Origin of the sequence: Bacillus paramobilis (assembly GCF_038096195.1) — a bacterium.
Lineage (GTDB): Bacteria > Bacillota > Bacilli > Bacillales > Bacillaceae_G > Bacillus_A > Bacillus_A mobilis.
This window is the reverse complement of record NZ_CP151108.1, coordinates 261,549-281,383: the sequence shown is the minus strand read 5'-3', so window position 1 is coordinate 281,383 and position 19,835 is coordinate 261,549. Positions and strand designations below refer to the sequence as shown.

Sequence of the window (19,835 nt, the reverse complement as noted above, 5' to 3'; positions counted from 1 at the left end):
AACAACACCAATCGGCCCTGCCTAACCGGATAAAAAAGGAGGAAATAACATATGCAAGTACTAGAATTAATTTTCGCGAAAGAAGATGGAAAAACAGTTGTTTTTTCTATCGAGAAACCTATCACACCCGTCGATGCACAAGTCGTAAATCAAGTAATGGATACGATCCTTGCCTCATCTGTATTTTCGTCAATTAATGATACTACTCGAAAAAAAGGAGCCCGTCTTGTAGAAAGGAACGTATCTGAAGTTCCCATTAACATCTAAATCAGTGGAGATAAACAAAAAGACGAATCTGCATCATTTTGCAGATTCGTCTTTTTTCTTCGGCATTTCAATCGGAATAAAGATTTTTGAAAAACCGACGCATACATATTTATAGTGTTCTCCGCCTATATCAAACTCGGTCGTATATGTTGAGAAGAAAATATAATCACTTCGCTTTGTATAATTCTCGATTAATAATCCAACTTGTGGCTCAACATATTTTTTCGCCAACTTCTTACCAGCCGATGCTAAATCGCCAAGGAGACCCTCTTCATTTTCCTTTTGAACTTCGTCTAGCTTCTTACTTACATCATTACGTTTCATAAACTGCTTTGCTGCCCAATCCGTATATTCACCTTTACTCGGATTACTATTTGCTAAATATACTAGAAGAACAACAACTAGAGCCATAATAATATACTTTTTCTTCATACTATCTCACCGCCTACTCTTTTCTATTTTCATATATATGTACAAGCGATGCAAATTAGAAAGACTAACATCTATTGATTGTAAACAAATAACCAAAATTTACAATACAAAACAAAAGATTAATAATTATTTTACTTAATTCGTATATAATGATATGTGTAACGACATTTCATAGGGGAGGACTCGAAGTTATGAACAATGAAAATGATATTATTATTTCTAATTCTACAATGATGTTAGAGCCTTACAAGCACCCTTATTATCGAACAAAAATAATCGAAAGTAGCGGGAACCATCTTTACTCCTGTCAAACTGCTCTCCAGCTCATCAAACAATCTTGTCTAACTAATGTTCACTCTACTTATCAAGGCAGACGGAAAGCAGTTCAAACAAACTTTCATTTCAAACAAAATGTCCCAATTCCAATTAATCATCGAGAATATATTTGTGCTTTCCCGACAGAATCTCCTTCTTCTCCAAACTGTATATGGCTGTTTTATAACCATATAGATGACATAGAATTTTTCAAAAAGAGTAAAAAAGCTAATATTCATTTTTCAAACGGCACCACTACAACAATACATATCAGTCCCCATAGGTTAAAACAACAATTATTAAAAGCTGGATACGTATTATCACGTATGAACATGCAAGATTCACTACAATTTAAAAACCTCTTATTAAACTTACTACCTTAACATAATAAGTAGAATGGAAAGCAATATCCCTTGCCTTCCATTCTTATGATAATATTTACCCTCTTAAGCTATTTCGCATTTTCTCAAGTGCTTGCCGATACACCCATCTCGCTAGCGATCTCCCCCATCGTCTTCCCTACAAAAAAACGTTCAAAAATAATATACTTCTCCTTCTCATCTAATACACTCATAAAATCTTTCGCTTTCATTTCAATATCTTCAAAATGGAAGATATCCTCATACTCTCCTACACATACACACTTTTCTTGCACCGCAAACTCTTTCTTCAATCTTTCTAATATATAACCACGCACCGTTACAACTGCATATGATGGGAAACTTCCTTTCTCCGCATCAAATCTTTCATACGCATACCAAAGACCAATTAAACCACATTGATAATACTCTTCATGATCTTGGTAAATACCTAACTTCTTTATTTGATTCACAATCATACCTTCATACAAAACAACTGTCTCTGTAAAAGTCGCTGGCTTCACACAGTACCCGTTTCTAAAAGGTATACCTCTTTGTTATTCCGCCGGTACCTCCACAATATAAAAATAAAGAAGTGATTTCACTGTGAGTAATTTTAAATAGTATCGCTGAAATTTGAAATTACACGAAGTAGAATTTGAAATTCTGCTGTTCGTATTTGAAATAAGGGTAAAAATAAAAAAGGTGACTCCTCTGAAGAGTCACCCTTTAATTCAATCATATTATTATACAGGCAAACCAGGTAAGAACTTTGCAATCAATACAACAATCGCAGCTAGGAATCCCGCTTTAATAATGAATAAAACAATAATTGGAATAGCTGCTTTCACTTTACTTAATCCTGCTGTAACTTGTAATCCTAACCAAATTAAAACTAAATTCCATAAATAGAACAATTCAACTGTATTACCAATTCCATATGCAAGTGAACCCTGATCGAATAGTGGTCCTAAACTTGTATACGCAGTTGGTCCAGCACCTAAAATTAAAGCTATAACACCATTAATAAGTCCACCAATAATAACAATAATATCCGCGTATACAATAATCATTACTATTTTTTTATAAGAAGTATCATTCCCATAGAACATCATAAACACCTTATAAATAGCTGCAATAACAAGTGTTGCAATCATAACACCTACTATTCCCCATATCGTACCAGAAATTACATCTGATACAAGCGAACCCTGCTTTGCAAATTCGCCTCCTAATTTCTTTTGCATTTCAATCATCTCAGGTGATGTATACGTAATATACGAATTTAAGCCACCTACAAGCCCTTGTAATAGCGCTACTATGAAGAACATGCCCCAAACTTTCTCAGTCGTCTTCATTCTCTCAAACTGTAAACCAGGAGAAGTAATCATTCCGAACAATGATGGCTTCTCGCCACCAGCTTTTTGCGTATTCACATTAGCTTCCATTATAACGCCTCCTTCTATTTATATAACCCGTTCTAACGGGCGGTTCACTTCCTCACATAGAGGCTACGAACCGCCCACTAGAACGGTAATGTGTAGTTCTACTACACTAGTAATTACTCATAACGTAATGCTTCAATTGGATCTAATTTCGCAGCTTTATTCGCTGGAATTAATCCGAAAATAATACCAAGTGTCATAGAGAACAGTACGCCTCCAACGACAACTTCCCATGAAACGAGTGGTGGCCATTTCGCAAATGTGGAAACGATATAGGCCCCGCCATATCCAAGACCAATTCCAATTAAACCACCTAGAAGCGTTAACATAACTGCTTCAATTAAAAACTGTAATAAAATTTTACTACGTGTCGCCCCAAGTGCTTTACGTATCCCAATTTCGCGTGTACGCTCCGTTACAGATACGAGCATAATATTCATAACACCGATACCACCAACGACTAATGAAATACCTGCAATACCGCCGATGATCATCGTCATAATACCAGTTACTTTAGAAACATTTTCTTGGAATTCTTTTAAATTAACCAGTTCATATTTACCTGGAATTTCACTTGGCTTACGACTATTTAATACATCAACAGCTTTTTTTCCTGCTGCTTCTAAGTCATCTACATTTTTAGCTTGAATTGCGATATTTTGAATATCATCTGTTCCGTATAAAACAGGCCATAACGTAAGAGGGATTAACGCTTCTTCCATTTCAAATCCCATAAACTCATTATCAGATTTATACACACCAATAATTTGCATTGGCTGTCCCTTCATCTCAATAATTTGTCCAACTGGGTTTACATCCTTAAATAATGTTTCCTCTGTCTTTGTACTAACCATCACAACATTATTTGCATGAGTAATATCTGATTCACTTAAAGTACGTCCCTTTACAACCTTTACTTTGTTAACCGCAAAATATTCATTATCAAGCCCAATAACATTCAGATTTGCTTTTTTATCATTTACATCAAGCACCTCTGAATTCTGGTTTGTCGTAATAACGTGTGAAACATCTTTCACTTGTTTTACTTCCAAAATATCCTCTTCCGTTAACTTCGGTATTTGAAATCCGCCCATAGCAAACTCATCATTAATATCTGCTTTAAATTGAATTGGCATAAGATTATTACCACCAGAACCCGCGAATTTCGACTTCAGCATCGCTTCCCCGCCTTGCCCAATTGCAACGACAGTAATAATCGAACCTACCCCAATAATAATACCGAGCATCGTAAGAGCTGAACGCAGTTTATGAGCTAAAATAGAAGATAGGGCAATTTTTATACTATCTAGTAAACTCATACCGCACACCTTCTATCTTCTGTAATTTTCCCATCTCGCAGTACGATGCGGCGGGAAGAATACGCTGCTACTTCCTCTTCATGCGTAACCATAACAATCGTTGTACCTTCTGCATTTAGCTTCGTGAAAATATTCATAACTTGCTCACCAGACTTCGTATCAAGCGCACCAGTTGGCTCATCGGCCATAATGAACGTTGGATTATTCGCAATCGATCTTGCAATCGCTACACGCTGCTTCTGTCCACCTGATAATTCATTCGGCAAATGGTGAACCCTATCTGACAAACCGACTTTACCAAGCGCTTCTAGAGCCCTTTGGCGACGCTCTGCTTTCTTCACACCACCGTATACGAGCGGAAGTTCAACATTTTCTACTGCTGAAAGACGCGGCAGCAAATTAAAGTGCTGAAACACAAAGCCAATATATTCATTACGAATTAAAGCAAGCTTTGACTCGTCTGCTGTTAAGATATTCACATCATTCAGCATATATTCGCCTTCTGTTGGACGATCTAAACAACCGATAATATTCATAAGCGTTGATTTACCAGAACCAGACGGTCCCATAATAGAAACGAATTCACCGCCCTGAATCGTTAAACTAATACCGTGCAAAATCGGCACTGCCAATTTTCCTTGATAATACGTTTTAGCAATATTATTTAACGTAATCATTTCTCTTTCACTTCCATTCCGTCATACACATCGTCGGAAGGATTTTTAACCACCTTTTGCCCCACTGTTACGCCTTCAGTAATTTCTGTCCAGTCTCCATCAGTAGAACCTTTTTTCACATTTTGTTTACGAAGCTTTCCTTTATCTTCAACATAAACAAATGCATCATCGTCTTTTTCCACAATGCTCTTAGTTGGAACAGCAATCATCGTCTTATTCTCTAAATTTACTTGCAGAGAAACGTGATAACCTGGAGATAAACCATCTTGACTATCAAGACTTGCCTTATATGTATATTGGGACATATTTTGAGTCGCTTCACCGATACCACCAGCTTGAGCCATCTCTGCACTCGTTGGGAATTCACTTACCTCTGTAATCTTACCTGTCCACTTCTTCTTATTATTTGCTTTCGCAGTTACAGTAAATGTTTGATCCTTTTGAATTTGTGACTTTTGAAGCTCAGTTAACGTCCCTTGAACTTGGAATGGATCTTTAGACGCCACTTGTAAAAATGCTTTCCCTTGACCACCTAACGCTTGAGATGAACTTTGCGCCGCATCTTTATCTAACTTTTGAACGACACCAGCAAAATTACTATAAATCGTAAGCTCTTTCTGCTTTTTACTTAACTCCTCTTTTTGCAACTTCCCTTTTTCTTTCTCAAGATCTGTTGTCTTTTGCGCCATCTCTAACTCACTTACTTGCTCTTCCATCGGATCCGTTACTTCTTTCCCAGCTCCGCTATCTTTCACTTTCTTAATTTCTTTCTTCAGTGAATCAATCTTCTTCTTCCCTTGATCATAACGCATATCCGCCATCTTCTGATCAAGCTCAGCTTGCTTCATTTGCAAATTAATCTCTTCATTATCATAAGAGAATAACTTCGCACCTTTCTCTACCTCTTGTCCTTCTTTTACCTCAATATCTTTCACTTTTCCTTTAGTTGGATCTGCATAAAAACTTTCAATATTCCCAGGCTTCACCTGACCAGAAATTAACTTCGTATTATTAAGCTTTCGCTCCGTTACTTTTTCAAAGCTTACAGCATCAGCCGTTGTTGATGCGCCCTTCTTCTTACCTTGCATAATAAAAATATTAACTGCTGCTACAATAACAATTAGTGCAATAACCCCGATAATAATCCACTTCTTCTTCTTGTTTGGAGTACGAACCGTATTTGGTATCATTTTCTCGCTCCCTTTATAACTTAATAGTTTAATATAAAAATTGTATAAAACTTTCTGAAAATAAATTACATATTATTACATTCTTTTTACAAAGTTTTACACATCCATTTATATTGTAACAAAAATTCCAATGATTAGAAATATGACATCTTGTCTTTTAAGATAGATTTAAGGAAAGATTATATGAATATAAGAAAAGCCATCCAATATAACAACTGGATAGCTTTTTAGACAAAATATTATGCTACTTTAGAAGCTTTTCTCTCATGTCCCACTTGAACAATCAGTAAGAATATCGTTGCTAATACACCACCTGCTAACAGTAACATGAAGCAACCATCCCAGCCAGAACGATCAACAATAATACCAATTGCTGCGTTTGCTATGAAGCTTCCTCCAACATAACCGAACAGACCACACATACCAACTGTTGTACCTACTGCAAATTTCGGTACTAATTCCATCGCACTTAAACCAATTAAGAACTGTGGTACATAAATTAAACAACCGATAATAGAAACTGCAACACTCACAACAATAATATTAGTTGCCTGCCAATAGACGATTGTTCCAACAACAACCCCAGCCATACTCATAACACATAATGGCATACGTTTTCCTTTGAATAATTTATCGCTTAAAAGGCCGACAATTAAAGAACTTGGAATCGCTGCTGTTTCAAATATTGAATACGCAAAATGCGCTTCTGTTTTTGTAAAACCTTTCACTGTTGTTAAGTAAATTGGTACCCAGTTAATAACACCGAAACGAATTAAGTAAACAAATGCATTCGCAATACATAAAAACCAAACAAATTTATTTTTCACTACATATTTCATTAAAATTTCTTTTGGTGACATCTTATTAGCATTATCTGCTTTTTCAAGATCTTCATAGTCATTACGATATTCATCAATTGGCGGAAGACCTTCAGATTCTGGCGTATCCTTCGCATTAATCCATACTAGAACTGCAATTACCATAGCGATTATCGCTGGGAAAATAAATACGCCGCCTTGCCAATGGCTTTCACCGAAAATACCTACACCAATTCCAATGAATGGTGGAACAAGTAGTGCACCAACGTTATGTGAAATATTCCAAAGACCTGTTTTCGTGCCACGTTCTTTCTTTGAAAACCATTTCGTCATAACGATACTACAAGGTGGTGCTCCCATACCTTGTACAATACCGTTTAGAACAAGTAATGTTAAAATCATCCCAAAGGAAGATGCATAACCGAAACAAATATTAACAAGCCCAGATAAAAATAAACCTACTGCAATAAATCGTTGAGCAAATGCTTTATCCGATAAATTACCCATAAAGAATTTACTAAGTCCGTAAACAACAGCCATTACTGCGCCTAATAATCCAATTTGTGTCGTGCTAAATCCGAACTCATCTACTAAATATGTAGTAGATAAATTAAAGTTACTACGAACTAAATAATAAGCAGCGTACCCAACTGAAATCCCGATTAACACACGAATACGTAATAATTTATATACTCGATCAATCATATCCGCTGGCAATCTCTCAATTGCAGGCGCTGGCTTAAGCCATTTAAACATATATTTTCGTCTCCTTTTCTCACTTCTGAGAGAGACGCTGTCTATTCCATATCTCGATTATTCCGCTATTTGATATATTTTTGTTTGTTCTTCTAACCGGCTGTCCTTCAATTTCTTTCTCGTTCTTCGCAAACATCGTTGGTACGCCAAACGAAACCTTTTCTAAAATGTGACCCGCTTCTTCTGATAAACAATAATCAATAAATAAATCCGCAATAATACCATTCGGTGCACGTTTTAGTTTCGAAATCGCATTAACAGATAACCCTGTTTGCTCAGGTACAATACTTACAATTGGAAAGCCTTGTTTTTGAAGCATTCTCTGGTCTCCCATGAAATTGATACCTATCATATACTCACCGCTCGCAACAAGCTCCACTGGTATATAACCATTCACCGTTACTTCACCAACTTGTCCTGCGAGATTCTTCACATATTCCTTCGCTTCCTCTTCACCTACCGTATCAATAAGTGATTGAAAAAACGTATATGCTGTTCCTGATACATTTGGATCTGGCATCACAATCTTTTCCTTATATACTGGATTTAATAAATCTTGCCACCTTGATGGATAAGGAAGTCCGAGCGGTGCTATTTCTTCATTCCACCGCTCTTTATTGATCGCAATTGCCAGTTTCTCCACTTCATAACCGTACCAATAACCGTCTTTATCTTTAACAGTTTTTGAAATACGGTTCGCATGCTGACTCGTAACAGGAATAGATAGATTTTTTTGCTTCATCATTTGATGCGCGTCTACCGTACCGCCAATAATAATATCCGCTTTCGGATTTCCAGCTTCCTCTTCTACCCTCCGAAGAAGCTCTTCTGTCGAAAGACGAATAAATTCATACGTACAGCCGCGTGGTTTACAAAATGATGAAAGCAAAGCTTCACCCACTTCCTCACGTGCCGCTACATACGCAACAAGATGACGATCATCCAAAATAGGGAGACCACTTTTATTATATTTAATAGAGGTTGTATCTCGAGAGCAACTAGACATCGCTCCTCCAATTACTAGCAAAAAGAAGAAAAAGGCTATCTTTCTCATGACACATTCTCCTTTACAAATACATTTGCGAGGGAGCTTTTCATATACATGACATTCCCGTTATTATCACCGAGATATTGCACAACAAAGTACGATGGATATACAGAAATAGTAAGAATGTCTTCTCGCTCATTCTTTATACGCTTCCCTGTTTTATAAGCGGTAATATAAGCAATTGGTTCATTCTGTGATTGTAATAATTTCTGTATTTCTCCGTAATCTGTAATTTGCTTTGCATACCGAATCGAATCAAGTATGTGCGTAAGATTCATCGCACGTTCTACATCACCTTGGCGTACTATAACATCCTGTGCTGACGCAAAAAAATCACTAATACGTTCTGGTGTGTAATACAGGCTTAACAAATACGTTTGAAATGCTGAAATCATTGGGTCCGTACCATTCTTTCCGTACATATCAGCCCCGTACTGGAACAAGTCACCTACTGCAAAAGTACGTTTATGTCCATTCAAGTACGTTACTTCTCCAGTAAATACTTGTTCTTGATTCTTAGCTTCTCTCGGTTCTATTTGAATTCGGTCAAAGAATGAAACAATCGTGTGTAAACGAACTTCATCCGTTATAACAATCTCTCCCCACTTTTCATGCCTAACCTTCATTTCAGTAGGCAGGGATTCATTCACCCTTTGTAAAACAGTTTGTTTGTCATTCACTATTGTGATCCGATTGTATATTTGCTTCTCCATCACATAAAACAAAATAAGAGAAACGATTATACAAAGGACAAACATAAGAATTTGAAATGATAGCCTTTTCATTTCTGCCTACCTCCAAGATAAAAAAACGTTGTTTCGAAAATACCGCATAATTGTTTCATAAATGTATCATTTAACCGCTTTCAAGTTTTTTATGTCTTCCATCCGTCTCGGAAGCAAGAATGTAATAAATATTGTAGTACCAACCTCTTCACTACTCTCAATTCGCATACTTCCGCCCTGCTTATTCATAATTTCCTGACAAATATACAAACCGTAACCATTCCCGTAACTAGAAGGCAGTACCTTCCCTTCTGGCGATTCATTCCACTCTGCAAGCACACCTTCATCTATACCAATGCCATCATCATGAACAAAAACCTTCACCTCACGTTCATTTACAATTACATTCATACGAATTTGCGTAGCATCGCTATATTTTATCGCATTATCAAGCACGTTTAAGAAGATTTGTTTCGTCTTATCGAAATCTGCAACAACATGTACATCTGTTAACTCATTTATCACTTCAATCTCAAATTTCTGCAGGCGAGGTTTCACAATTGAAACTGCTTCTTCTGCTAATTCCTTTATATTCACAACTGTAGGTGACACTTCAAACGTACTCGTCCCGTACTTTGAAGACTTAAGTAATTCCTCCACAAGTGATAATAAACGCTCACTCTCTACAGCTACATAACGAAGGCTCTCCTGTACATCTTCCTTCGCCTTTAACTTCGGAATTAAATCCACATAGCCAATAATCGCCGTTAGCGGTGTTTTTAGCTCATGCGTAATACGGTCTAAGAAATCTTTCTGCTTCTCTTTCTCCTCTTTCAATTGCTTAATATGCAATTCAATTCCATCAGCCATCGCATTAAAAGATGCTGAAAGCTGAGCAATTTCCACATATTCATTTAGCTCAATCTTGCTTTTATAATCCCCATTCGCAAGCCGCTTTGCCATTTGTCTTAACTGATCAATCGGCTTATGAAGAGACTTTGCCAAACGAATTGCAAAGAAAATACCCGCAGCTACGAGACAAAGAGACGTCATTAAGAACGTCCAACCAACATTTGTTAAAACTTCCTTCTCACCCGTTAACTCATTTATGAAACGAACACTTCCGATGACATCGTTTCCATAATACACTGGGCTTGAAAACAAAAGAATTGGAGCTGGGTCTCCCTCTTCAAAAACATAAGATTTCTTCCCCTTCAAAGAACTCGCAATATCAATATTCCGGTGAAGAATTGCCCCCTTTTGCGTATCCGCCACAACATCCCCATTCTTCCCGATCATCTGTACACGGACATCCATACGCTTCGCTAAATACGAAGCAATTAAAAGTGAATTCGGACCGAGCGTCTCAACCTCTGCTTCCTTCTCTAAATAATTCATCGTATAAATTTGTGCTTCTACACTTAACTTTTCTAAAGAATTTGCCGCGTTGTGATACATATTCTTTTCTAACGTAATATAAACAACTGCGTACAAAAGAACAAAAATCGGGATTAACAATCCCACTATTCCAAACACCATATTTCTCTTTAAAGACATACCATCACCACTTAACAATCCAGTTTATAGCCGACGCCATAAATTGTCTTAATATATTCCCCGCTATTCCCTAGCTTCTTCCGCAGTCTTTGCACCATAATATCAACCGCTCTCGTATTTCCGATATACTCAAATCCCCATACTTTCTCAAGTAACTCATCTCTCATAAATACACGCTGCGGATTGGAAACAAACAACTGACATAAATTAAACTCTCGGTACGTTAGCTGAATTTCTTGTCCACTAACATGCACTTTTCTTTCCTTAGGACAGATCGTTATCTCCCCCGCCCCAATCACTTCATGACTTACCGTTACCTCTCTCTTCTTCACACGCCGCGTCATATTCTTAACCCGAAGAATAAGCTCCGCATAATTAAACGGCTTCGTCACATAATCATCTGCACCAAGCTGCAAGCCAAGCAATTTATCATTCATCTGACTCTTCGCAGTTAACATCAGCACTGGAATATCCCTATCCTTCTCACGGAACAAACGAAGCAACTCATACCCATCTGTATCTGGAAGCATAACATCCAAAATCAATACATCCGGCACTTCATTCCATTTCTCTAAAGCTTCTCTTCCATCAGCAGCAGTCAACACTTCATATCCTTCCATCTCCAACTGCATCCGAATCAAATTACGAATACTCGATTCATCATCAACTACAAGTATTTTCATTATTCTCCTCCTTCCATCCCGTATTATAGTACAGTTTAGTATAGCAAAAATCCTATAAAAAAAGAGAGGGTATTGTCGAACATATTTTGTCGACGATACTCTCTCCACTTATATTTTTCGCTTACACGCTCGCAATAATAAATTCAGCACGTCCTACAACTCTATATTCCCCAAAATCGCTTGGTAATATGAGGTGATCCCCTTGTTCAAATTGATACTTTTCAGTTCCATGTATTAACTCTCCTTCTCCATCTATTACACTTAAGAGAAGAAATGGACTATTTTGTGTTAAGTTAACCATCCCGTCTAACTCCCATTTTCTCACTGAAAAATAAGAGCACTCAATAAGTTTTGTTACATGTAAATCTTCTATTTCTTCATATTGTACAACTTGTTGTTTTGAAACAAATGGTGTTTCTATTACTTCCATACTTTTCTCAAGATGAAGTTCACGCAATTCCCCCTCTGAATCTCTTCTATTATAATCATATAATCGATAAGTAGTATCAGAGTTTTGTTGCGTTTCTAATATTAAAATACCTTCACCAATTGCATGAACCGTTCCGCTTGGAACAAAGAAGAAATCACCCGGTTTCACTTTTACACGTTGTAATAGCTTGTCCCACTCTTCTTGTTCAACCAAATTTACTAGTTCATCCTTTGTTTTTGCATGATGCCCATAAATAATCTCAGCACCTTCTTTGCAATCGATGACATACCAGCATTCAGTCTTTCCTAGTTCACCATTTTCATTTATACGTGCATATTCATCATTCGGATGCACTTGAACAGATAAGTCACGATTTGCATCTAAAATTTTTGTAAGAAGAGGGAAGCAATCCCCCTCCATATTTCCAAATAACTCTCGATGATTATTCCACAATTGTCCTAAAGATAATCCTTCATACTTTCCGCTCTTAACTACACTTTGTCCGTTCTGATGTGCAGCAAAAGCCCAACATTCTCCCGTTTGTTCTGATGGTATTTCATATCCGAAAGAAGTTAATTTCGTACCACCCCAAATTCTTTCTTTAAAAATGGGTGCAAAAAATAACGGCTCTGTCATGATTAAAATCCTCCATTTTATACGATTTCACCTAATAATTTATGTGCTTCCTCTTTCGTTTGGACAGATATTAATCTCTCTCTATAACTATCATCCATAAGTTTTCGTGAAAGCATTTGAAGAATCTTCAAGTGTTCATTTCCTTCACTCTCTTTTGGAACTGCAATCATAAATACTAACTTTGCATCCGTTCCGTCTAAACTTTTCCAATCTACACCCGATTGTTTAATCCCAAATACAACACTCGGTTTTTTTACTGCATCCGACTTCCCATGAGGAATCGCAATATTCATTCCAATACCTGTACTACTCTCTGCTTCGCGACTCATAATAGCTTGCTTAAACTCCGAATCAGAATGTAAAGCACCGACAGCATTTAATTTCCCGATCATTTCATCAATAATATCGTCACGTGTCTCTCCTGCTAAATTAATATCTATTAACTCCAGGCTCGTTATATCTGTTAATTTCTGAATTTCAATCTTTTCATCTTTCTTTTCTATTACTTGCTCTTGAACTTCCGTTACTTCCTTTGTTGCTGACACTTCTTTCATTTCTTTTAATTCCTGTACTTCTTCAACTTTTGAAATATCTTTCTTTAATACATTTACAATAACTGCTGTAACAAGAGAACCTACAATAATGGCAACAAAGAACATAAATACGTTATCTATCGCTCCTAGTACCGCAACAATCGGTCCACCATGTGCTACTCTATCTCCTACGTTACCAATCATTGCAATAACTGCACCTGTCATAGAACCAGCCATAATACTTGGAATAACACGTAATGGATCCTGCGCTGCAAAAGGAATAGCTCCTTCTGTAATACCGAATAAGCCCATCGTAAATGAGGCTTTCCCCATTTCCTTTTCAGCTTCTTGAAACTTTCTCTTTCCTATAAACGTAGCAAGTCCCATCCCGATTGGCGGAATACAAATTGCTGCTGCAATCGGTCCCATAATTTCATAATTTCCTTCTCCAATCATTGCGGAACCAAATAAGAATGCTACTTTATTTACTGGACCACCCATATCGAATGAAATCATTGCACCTAAGATTAACGCTAAAAGAATTGAACTTGAACCTTGCATACCAGCTAACCAAGCTGTTAATGATTCAAATACTTGTGCTACAGGAGCACCGATAATAAATACAAATGCTAAACCAACAATAAGTGATGTAAATACCGGTATAATAATAATCGGCATAATTGGTTGAAGCGCTTTTGGCACTTTTAACTTTTTAATCCCTAAAGCTACATAACCAGCTAAGAAACCTGCGATAATACCGCCTAGGAAACCTGCTCCACTCTCACTACCATAAAAACTTCCTGTTGCTGCAATATATCCGCCGATCATACCAGGAACAAGTCCAGGTTTATCAGCTATACTATACGCAATATAACCAGCTAAAATTGGAACCATAAATGCAAATGAAGCTCCACCTATTTGCTCAATTGTTTTCCAAAAAGAACCTTCTGGTATTACTAAACCACCAGGAGTCTTTTCGCCGCCAAGTGTTAATGCAATTGCGATTAATAATCCCCCTACAACAATGAAAGGAACCATGAATGATACACCATTCATTAAATGACGGTATATAGGATTTTGTTTTTTTCCTTGCGAATCATTTCCCGTTTTTTTCACATCTGAATGATAAACAGGAACATTACCATCTACTACTTTTTGAATTAGCTCCTCTGGTTTACGAATACCATCTTTAACTCCTACAACTAATAGCTTTTTACCTATGAATCTATCTTTATTTACAGCACGATCTGCCGCTATAATAATGCCATCTGCTTCACGAATCTCCTGCTCAGTAAGTTCATTTTCAACACCTATACCACCTTGTGTTTCAACTTTCATTTGAATCCCTAATTTATCCGCTGCTTTTTGTAAATTTTCTGCAGCCATATACGTATGGGCAATCCCATTCGGACACGATGTAATCGCTAGTACCTTCATTTTAATCCTCCTCAACCCTTATGTAAGCGCCTACAAATACTATATATCAATATTCACCTCATAAAAGTTTTCTTTTTTACCGTAACCTCCGGAAAAAACAAAAAAGTAAGGCTTCTCGCCTTACCTATTCATACCTTAAATAAGATAAAAACTTCATTATATTCTTTTCCTTTATAAGCTTCTGAACAAAAACAGGCTGTTCACTTATAAAAGACAACTCATGAAATAACTGTTTCGTAACTTCCTTACCATCACTCTTAACTGCTAACATAAATACAAGCGATACTTTCTCTACTCCCCAGTCTAGCGGCTCCTTAAGCGTAGCCACTGCAATTGCGGATTGTTTAATTAACTTAGGACTTCCGTGCGGAATGGCGACTCCTGCACCAATTGTCGTTGCTGACATTCTATCTCTAGCAATCGCACTTTCAATATACTCTTTCTCTACATATCCCTTTTCATAAAGAGATCTCGCCAATCTTTCAATTAACTCGTAACGATGCTCTATTTCCTGTTGTAAAAAAACTAAAAAAGGAGTTGTATAATTCAATAAAACAAAGTCCTTATTTCCGTTAGATGGTAGTTCATCTAATTTCTTCATAAAATCCTCTAACTTACTTTCTTCACTCCGCTCTAATAAAGGAGATACAACAAAATGAGGAATCTTTAACTGTGGAAGATCTATCGTAGAAATAATAAGCTCTACCTTTTTATTTTTCATTAAGTATTCTTCCAAATCGGACTTTGCGATACAATCCATTACATGGACATGCCGGAATTTCCTTTCAATTTTTGTCCGTAATAATTGCGACATCCCTATCCCCATATGACAAACAATAATCACATTTTTTGATACCTTTTTATCATTCAAACGCTCCATTGCCGCCTGAAAATGTAGAGTAAGATATGCCGCTTCTTCCTCAGGGATTTGTAAACTTAACGATTTATTAATATCATCCAGCTCATGAATTAGCATATCAAACATATACGGATACATTCGCTTAATTTCATGAAGCATCGGATTCGAGACAGAAAGATTATATTGCAAACGATTTAACGTCGTGTACAAATGCACCTGTAATCCTTCTACTAAAAATGGATCCTTCTCGAAATCGATTTCATTTAACCTAGACATACGATCTATTAAATGCGATACAACTTGTGAAAGCACAGGACTACTCACATTTAACTTATTTCTTCCCCATTCATCTTGATAGCGAATTTTCCCACCTAAAATATGAATAGCTAAATAAGCTATCTCTTCTTCCGTAAAATGAACCGTAAATACAAACTCTAACCTTGTTAAAAAATCTAATGTCCACCCATATTCTCTCGTCTCTCGTACAATGTTCAAATCATCTGTAGACATCGAAATGGGTTGTTTTAACTTCATCCTCCGCACCATGATTAACGTATGTAATAAAAGATTTTCTAACGTATCATCTGTAAAAAATGTCGCATATCTTTTTTGTAACGCTTTCAATTCAGCCATTACAAATTCAATTTCATGATACAAAAACTGCTTTTTAATAAATTGATTCATTAACTCCTGATTATGAATTAAATCTGATAGTTTAGCTAATGCTTTCCTCTTATTTCTCTCATCGCCTTCTACCGTTAAGCCTACCCTCTGCTTTAAAATTAACTCTAATCCCAGATCCTCAAGCCAATTTTCAATTCTATCTAAATCTTTCTTAACTATAGCTCTATTAACGAAATACTGCTCAGCAAGTTCCTGCACCGTAACCGGCTTAACATTCATCAACAAACTATACGCAATTTGCAACACTCTCTCCTCGTCTGATGCATAGCTTATATCTTGCCTTACAGCATACAACCTATTGAACAGAACCCCTTTATCATAATCCTTAATTTCTAAACAGACACCTAAACCCGGTTTCCGAATAAGAAGTGCATCTGAATACTTCTCTAAATATCTCTCAATCACCTTAAAGTCATTACGAATCGTCTTCTCCGAACAACCTATCCTATCAGCAAGCTCCTGCACTAACAAATACTCATTAGACTCAGATAATAAAACTTGTAAAATTTCCTGTTGTCTTTTATTCATCTGCTTCACCTGTTTCTTCTATCCTTTGTACCCAATATGTTACTAACTTCGTGCATTTATCATAACATATCGGCAGGTTCATGAATTGTAAGATTCTATTGTTTGAAATTTATTCATTTTTACATAAACAAAAAACCTCAAAAAGTAGTCGAAACTACTTTTTGAGGTTTAAAAAATTATTACTTTTCATACCCATTAGGTTGCTTCTGATGCCAATTCCAAGCATGCTCAATGATTGTCTTCACATTTACATACTTAGGATCCCATCCTAACTTCTCTTTCGCTTTCTGAGAAGAAGCAACTAAACGTGCTGGATCTCCCGCACGGCGCGGTGCTACCTCAGCTGGAATTTCATGATTTGTAACTTCACGAACTGCATCAACGATTTCTTTTACACTGAAACCATTACCATTTCCTAAGTTATAGAAATCACTCTCTCCGCCGTTCTGTAGGTCTTTAAGCCCTAAGAAGTGAGCTGCCACTAAATCTTCAACATGAATATAATCACGGATACAAGTACCATCTGGTGTATTATAATCCTCACCAAACATCATAATCTTCTCACGTTGACCTAACGCCACTTGCAATACAAGAGGAATTAAATGCGTCTCTGGACGGTGATCTTCCCCAATAATACCATTTGGAGTTGCACCAGCCACGTTAAAGTATCTGAAAATCTTATAACGTAAATTAGAAGCTTGGCTATACCAATGAAGCATCTTCTCGATTGCTAACTTCGTCTCTCCATACGTATTCGTTGGATTTGTCATCGTTTCCTCAGTAATAAGGTCTACATCCACCTCACCATACGTCGCCGCAGTAGAAGAGAAAATAAACTTATCTACCTTAAACTCATCCATTACCTCTAATAAGCAAAGTGCACCATACACATTGTTATTATAATATTGAAGAGGCTTCTCCATACTAACTCCAACTAAAGAATCAGCTGCGAAATGCATAACCGCCTCAATACTCTCTTGTTTAAAAACATCTCTTAAAAATGCTTTATCACGAAGGTCTCCATTATAAAACTTCGCACCTTCCGTAATTGCATCCTCATGACCCGTTTGTAAGTTATCTACTACTACTACAGATAAACCTTCGTCTACTAATTTTTTCACAGCGTGAGAACCGATATAACCAGCTCCGCCGCAGATTAGAATTGAATTCATTGTCTTCCTCCTACATATATTAGGATTTCTTACTCACTCTCTTATTATAAAAGGTATACGATTGCTCGTATACCTTTTGTGTACCTTTATTACTTAGCAACGAAATAATCCGTTACATATTGTGCCCAAACTTCATGCCCTTTAGCACTTGGGAAACCGAATTCTTCTGTTAAGTATGGCAGGATAGCCTTCGTTGATGCATCAGGCCATGCTCCCCAATGATCTACATATGTATAACCATTTTGCGTCGCAAATTGTTTTAATGCATCAATCGCCTTCGGATAATTCTTCGCACCATACACTGGGTTTGGTGGTTGAATCATAATCGTAGCACCCTTTGCACTAGTAGAAAGTGCTTGAACAAATTTCTGCGTACTCACAACAGAATTTCCATTACCAGTTTTACCATTGTCAGTAATAAATGGTGGTTCGAATAAAATCACATCTGGATTATCTTTCGCAATCTCTTTATCACGCTTATTTGCGATTAACTCTTCTGTGCTTTCACCCTTATATTCCTTTACCGTCACATTCCATAAACCTTTACCATAAGCAGTCTCTAAATTAGCCGTTAACTTAGCTGCCCAAGCATCTTTTTCAGATGAAGAAGCTTCATCACCAACAACTACAAGATTTACTGCCTTTTTATCCTCAGCAGCTTTCTTTAACTTCTCTTTCACTGCATCTGGTAAATTCTTCGCATATGCTTCATTAAAAGATGACTTTGCATCTTGTTTTTTCTCTGATTTCTTCGCTCCGCTATCTTTCACTTCAGACTTCGTTTTCGTTACTTCACTCGTCTGTCCTGTTGCATTCGCAACCTTCTTATTCCAGTATAATTTACCGCTCACAACCGAAGCGACAAACAATACAAAAATAACTAGGACAAGTACTGCTTTCTTATTCATCGATTCACCTCATCTATTAATCTCACAATATATAATACTAATATATATTCACGCAAAAATAAACCCAACTCCTACCAAAGGAGTTGGGTTATTACCTATTACTTAGTCACTTCAAGATGCGCTCTTAACTTATTCGTAATATCTTGTTTCGCTGCATCTGGAACATAGTAGTACCAAATACCATCAGCGGCTTTGTGACCGTCACCTGGGATTTGGATTTCTTCACTGTTCTGCATGCAATCTTTATAGTTCTTTTGAATATCAAACATTTGATCTTGCGTTAAACTTGTTTTAACATTTTTCTCAATTGCTTTTAATACATCACCATAACTTGCAAGGGAAGATACACTTGCACCCTTTTTAATTACAGCTTGGATAACTTGACGTTGTCGCATTTGGCGGCCAAAGTCACCTCGTGGGTCTTCGTAACGCATACGAGTATACTTTAAAGCCTTTTCACCATCTAGATGTAAATTTCCTTTTTCAAAATGCACACCTACTGATGTAAAGTCTAAATCATTATTCACATCTACCCCACCAACAGCATCTACAATGTCTTTAAATCCAGCCATATTTACTTCAATATAATGGTCTACTGGTACATTTAGAAAATTCTCTACCGTTTTAACAGACATGTCAATACCACCGAAAGCATACGCATGGTTAATCTTATCTTTTTTACCCTTTCCTATGATTTCTGTGTAGGAATCACGTGGGATACTCGTAATTTTCATAGATTTTGTTTTTGGATTTAGCGTAAATAACATAAGTGAATCAGAACGCCCCGTCTCCTCAGCTCTTTGATCCACACCCATTAATAAAATAGATATTGGCTTATTATCTGCAATATCTACTTTCTTATCACGTTTTTCAGACTTATCACGATCTAATGGTTTATGCACGGCATTTAATGTGTTAGAAACATTAGAATAGACATAGTATGCATATGCCCCTCCAGCAATTATCAGAAAACCTATTATACCTAAAATCCAAAATAAAATTTTCTTTTTCATATTTTTTACCTTCTTTATCAATATTTATAAATAACACAATAATT

Annotated in this window: 18 protein-coding genes and 1 pseudogene; 2 read left to right on the top strand and 17 right to left on the bottom strand. The window is 36.7% G+C overall.

Annotated elements, in window-relative coordinates; all coding sequences use genetic code 11:
- Positions 1-51: 51 nt before the first annotated feature.
- On the top strand, positions 52-267 hold the full coding sequence (locus AABL52_RS01340; protein WP_001197598.1) for a DUF2922 domain-containing protein: 216 nt from the start codon (positions 52-54) through the stop codon (positions 265-267).
- A 33-nt stretch (positions 268-300) separates the two neighbouring features.
- Here AABL52_RS01340 and AABL52_RS01335 read toward each other — a convergent pair whose 3' ends face one another.
- Complete coding sequence (locus tag AABL52_RS01335) at positions 301-699, bottom strand: DUF4359 domain-containing protein (protein WP_000731404.1); 399 nt, start codon at positions 697-699, stop codon at positions 301-303.
- Between the two features lie 191 nt (positions 700-890).
- On the opposite strand from AABL52_RS01335, the gene AABL52_RS01330 reads away from it, so the two are divergent.
- Positions 891-1,397 (top strand): competence protein ComK, encoded by a 507-nt coding sequence (locus AABL52_RS01330; RefSeq protein ID WP_341518791.1) that lies wholly within the window; start codon positions 891-893, stop codon positions 1,395-1,397.
- A 55-nt stretch (positions 1,398-1,452) separates the two neighbouring features.
- Here AABL52_RS01330 and AABL52_RS01325 read toward each other — a convergent pair.
- The 16 genes and pseudogenes from AABL52_RS01325 to AABL52_RS01250 form a co-directional block, all read right to left on the bottom strand.
- A pseudogene (locus tag AABL52_RS01325) lies at positions 1,453-1,897 on the bottom strand (sigma-70 family RNA polymerase sigma factor).
- Between the two features lie 222 nt (positions 1,898-2,119).
- Positions 2,120-2,821, bottom strand: coding sequence for a Yip1 family protein (locus AABL52_RS01320; protein ID WP_097844716.1), 702 nt, complete (start codon positions 2,819-2,821; stop codon positions 2,120-2,122).
- Between the two features lie 113 nt (positions 2,822-2,934).
- On the bottom strand, positions 2,935-4,137 hold the full coding sequence (locus AABL52_RS01315; protein ID WP_064460100.1) for an ABC transporter permease: 1,203 nt from the start codon (positions 4,135-4,137) through the stop codon (positions 2,935-2,937).
- A complete protein-coding gene (locus tag AABL52_RS01310; RefSeq protein WP_001971472.1) occupies positions 4,134-4,814 on the bottom strand; it encodes an ABC transporter ATP-binding protein in 681 nt (226 codons plus the stop codon). Before AABL52_RS01310 ends, AABL52_RS01315 begins: the two co-directional genes overlap by 4 nt.
- Positions 4,811-6,004 (bottom strand): efflux RND transporter periplasmic adaptor subunit, encoded by a 1,194-nt coding sequence (locus tag AABL52_RS01305; RefSeq protein WP_341518790.1) that lies wholly within the window; start codon positions 6,002-6,004, stop codon positions 4,811-4,813. Before AABL52_RS01305 ends, AABL52_RS01310 begins: the two co-directional genes overlap by 4 nt.
- Positions 6,005-6,243: 239 nt before the next feature.
- Positions 6,244-7,578: an MFS transporter gene (locus tag AABL52_RS01300; protein ID WP_064460103.1), complete on the bottom strand. Its 1,335-nt coding sequence runs from the start codon at positions 7,576-7,578 to the stop codon at positions 6,244-6,246.
- A 19-nt stretch (positions 7,579-7,597) separates the two neighbouring features.
- Positions 7,598-8,632 (bottom strand): ABC transporter substrate-binding protein, encoded by a 1,035-nt coding sequence (locus AABL52_RS01295; RefSeq protein ID WP_341518789.1) that lies wholly within the window; start codon positions 8,630-8,632, stop codon positions 7,598-7,600.
- A complete protein-coding gene (locus AABL52_RS01290; RefSeq protein WP_088064840.1) occupies positions 8,629-9,411 on the bottom strand; it encodes a DUF3919 family protein in 783 nt (260 codons plus the stop codon). The genes AABL52_RS01295 and AABL52_RS01290 overlap by 4 nt, the downstream gene beginning before the upstream one ends.
- Before the next feature lie 66 nt (positions 9,412-9,477).
- Positions 9,478-10,908, bottom strand: coding sequence for a HAMP domain-containing sensor histidine kinase (locus tag AABL52_RS01285; protein WP_341518788.1), 1,431 nt, complete (start codon positions 10,906-10,908; stop codon positions 9,478-9,480).
- Between the two features lie 11 nt (positions 10,909-10,919).
- Complete coding sequence (locus tag AABL52_RS01280) at positions 10,920-11,591, bottom strand: response regulator transcription factor (RefSeq protein ID WP_098258907.1); 672 nt, start codon at positions 11,589-11,591, stop codon at positions 10,920-10,922.
- Between the two features lie 121 nt (positions 11,592-11,712).
- Positions 11,713-12,657, bottom strand: a complete 945-nt coding sequence (gene manA / locus AABL52_RS01275; RefSeq protein ID WP_000138683.1) for a mannose-6-phosphate isomerase, class I — start codon at positions 12,655-12,657, stop codon at positions 11,713-11,715.
- A gap of 17 nt (positions 12,658-12,674) precedes the next feature.
- The gene (locus tag AABL52_RS01270) at positions 12,675-14,627 is read right to left on the bottom strand and encodes a PTS fructose transporter subunit IIABC (protein WP_341518787.1); all 1,953 of its coding nucleotides are present in this window, start codon (positions 14,625-14,627) and stop codon (positions 12,675-12,677) included.
- Between the two features lie 124 nt (positions 14,628-14,751).
- Positions 14,752-16,698 (bottom strand): BglG family transcription antiterminator, encoded by a 1,947-nt coding sequence (locus tag AABL52_RS01265; protein ID WP_341518786.1) that lies wholly within the window; start codon positions 16,696-16,698, stop codon positions 14,752-14,754.
- 179 nt (positions 16,699-16,877) lie between these two features.
- Entirely contained in the window at positions 16,878-17,870 is a 993-nt protein-coding gene (galE, locus tag AABL52_RS01260) for a UDP-glucose 4-epimerase GalE (protein WP_341518785.1), read from the bottom strand.
- A gap of 89 nt (positions 17,871-17,959) precedes the next feature.
- Positions 17,960-18,778: an SGNH/GDSL hydrolase family protein gene (locus AABL52_RS01255; protein ID WP_341518784.1), complete on the bottom strand. Its 819-nt coding sequence runs from the start codon at positions 18,776-18,778 to the stop codon at positions 17,960-17,962.
- A 98-nt stretch (positions 18,779-18,876) separates the two neighbouring features.
- Positions 18,877-19,791, bottom strand: coding sequence for a LytR family transcriptional regulator (locus AABL52_RS01250; protein WP_341518783.1), 915 nt, complete (start codon positions 19,789-19,791; stop codon positions 18,877-18,879).
- Between the last annotated feature and the right edge of the window lie 44 nt (positions 19,792-19,835).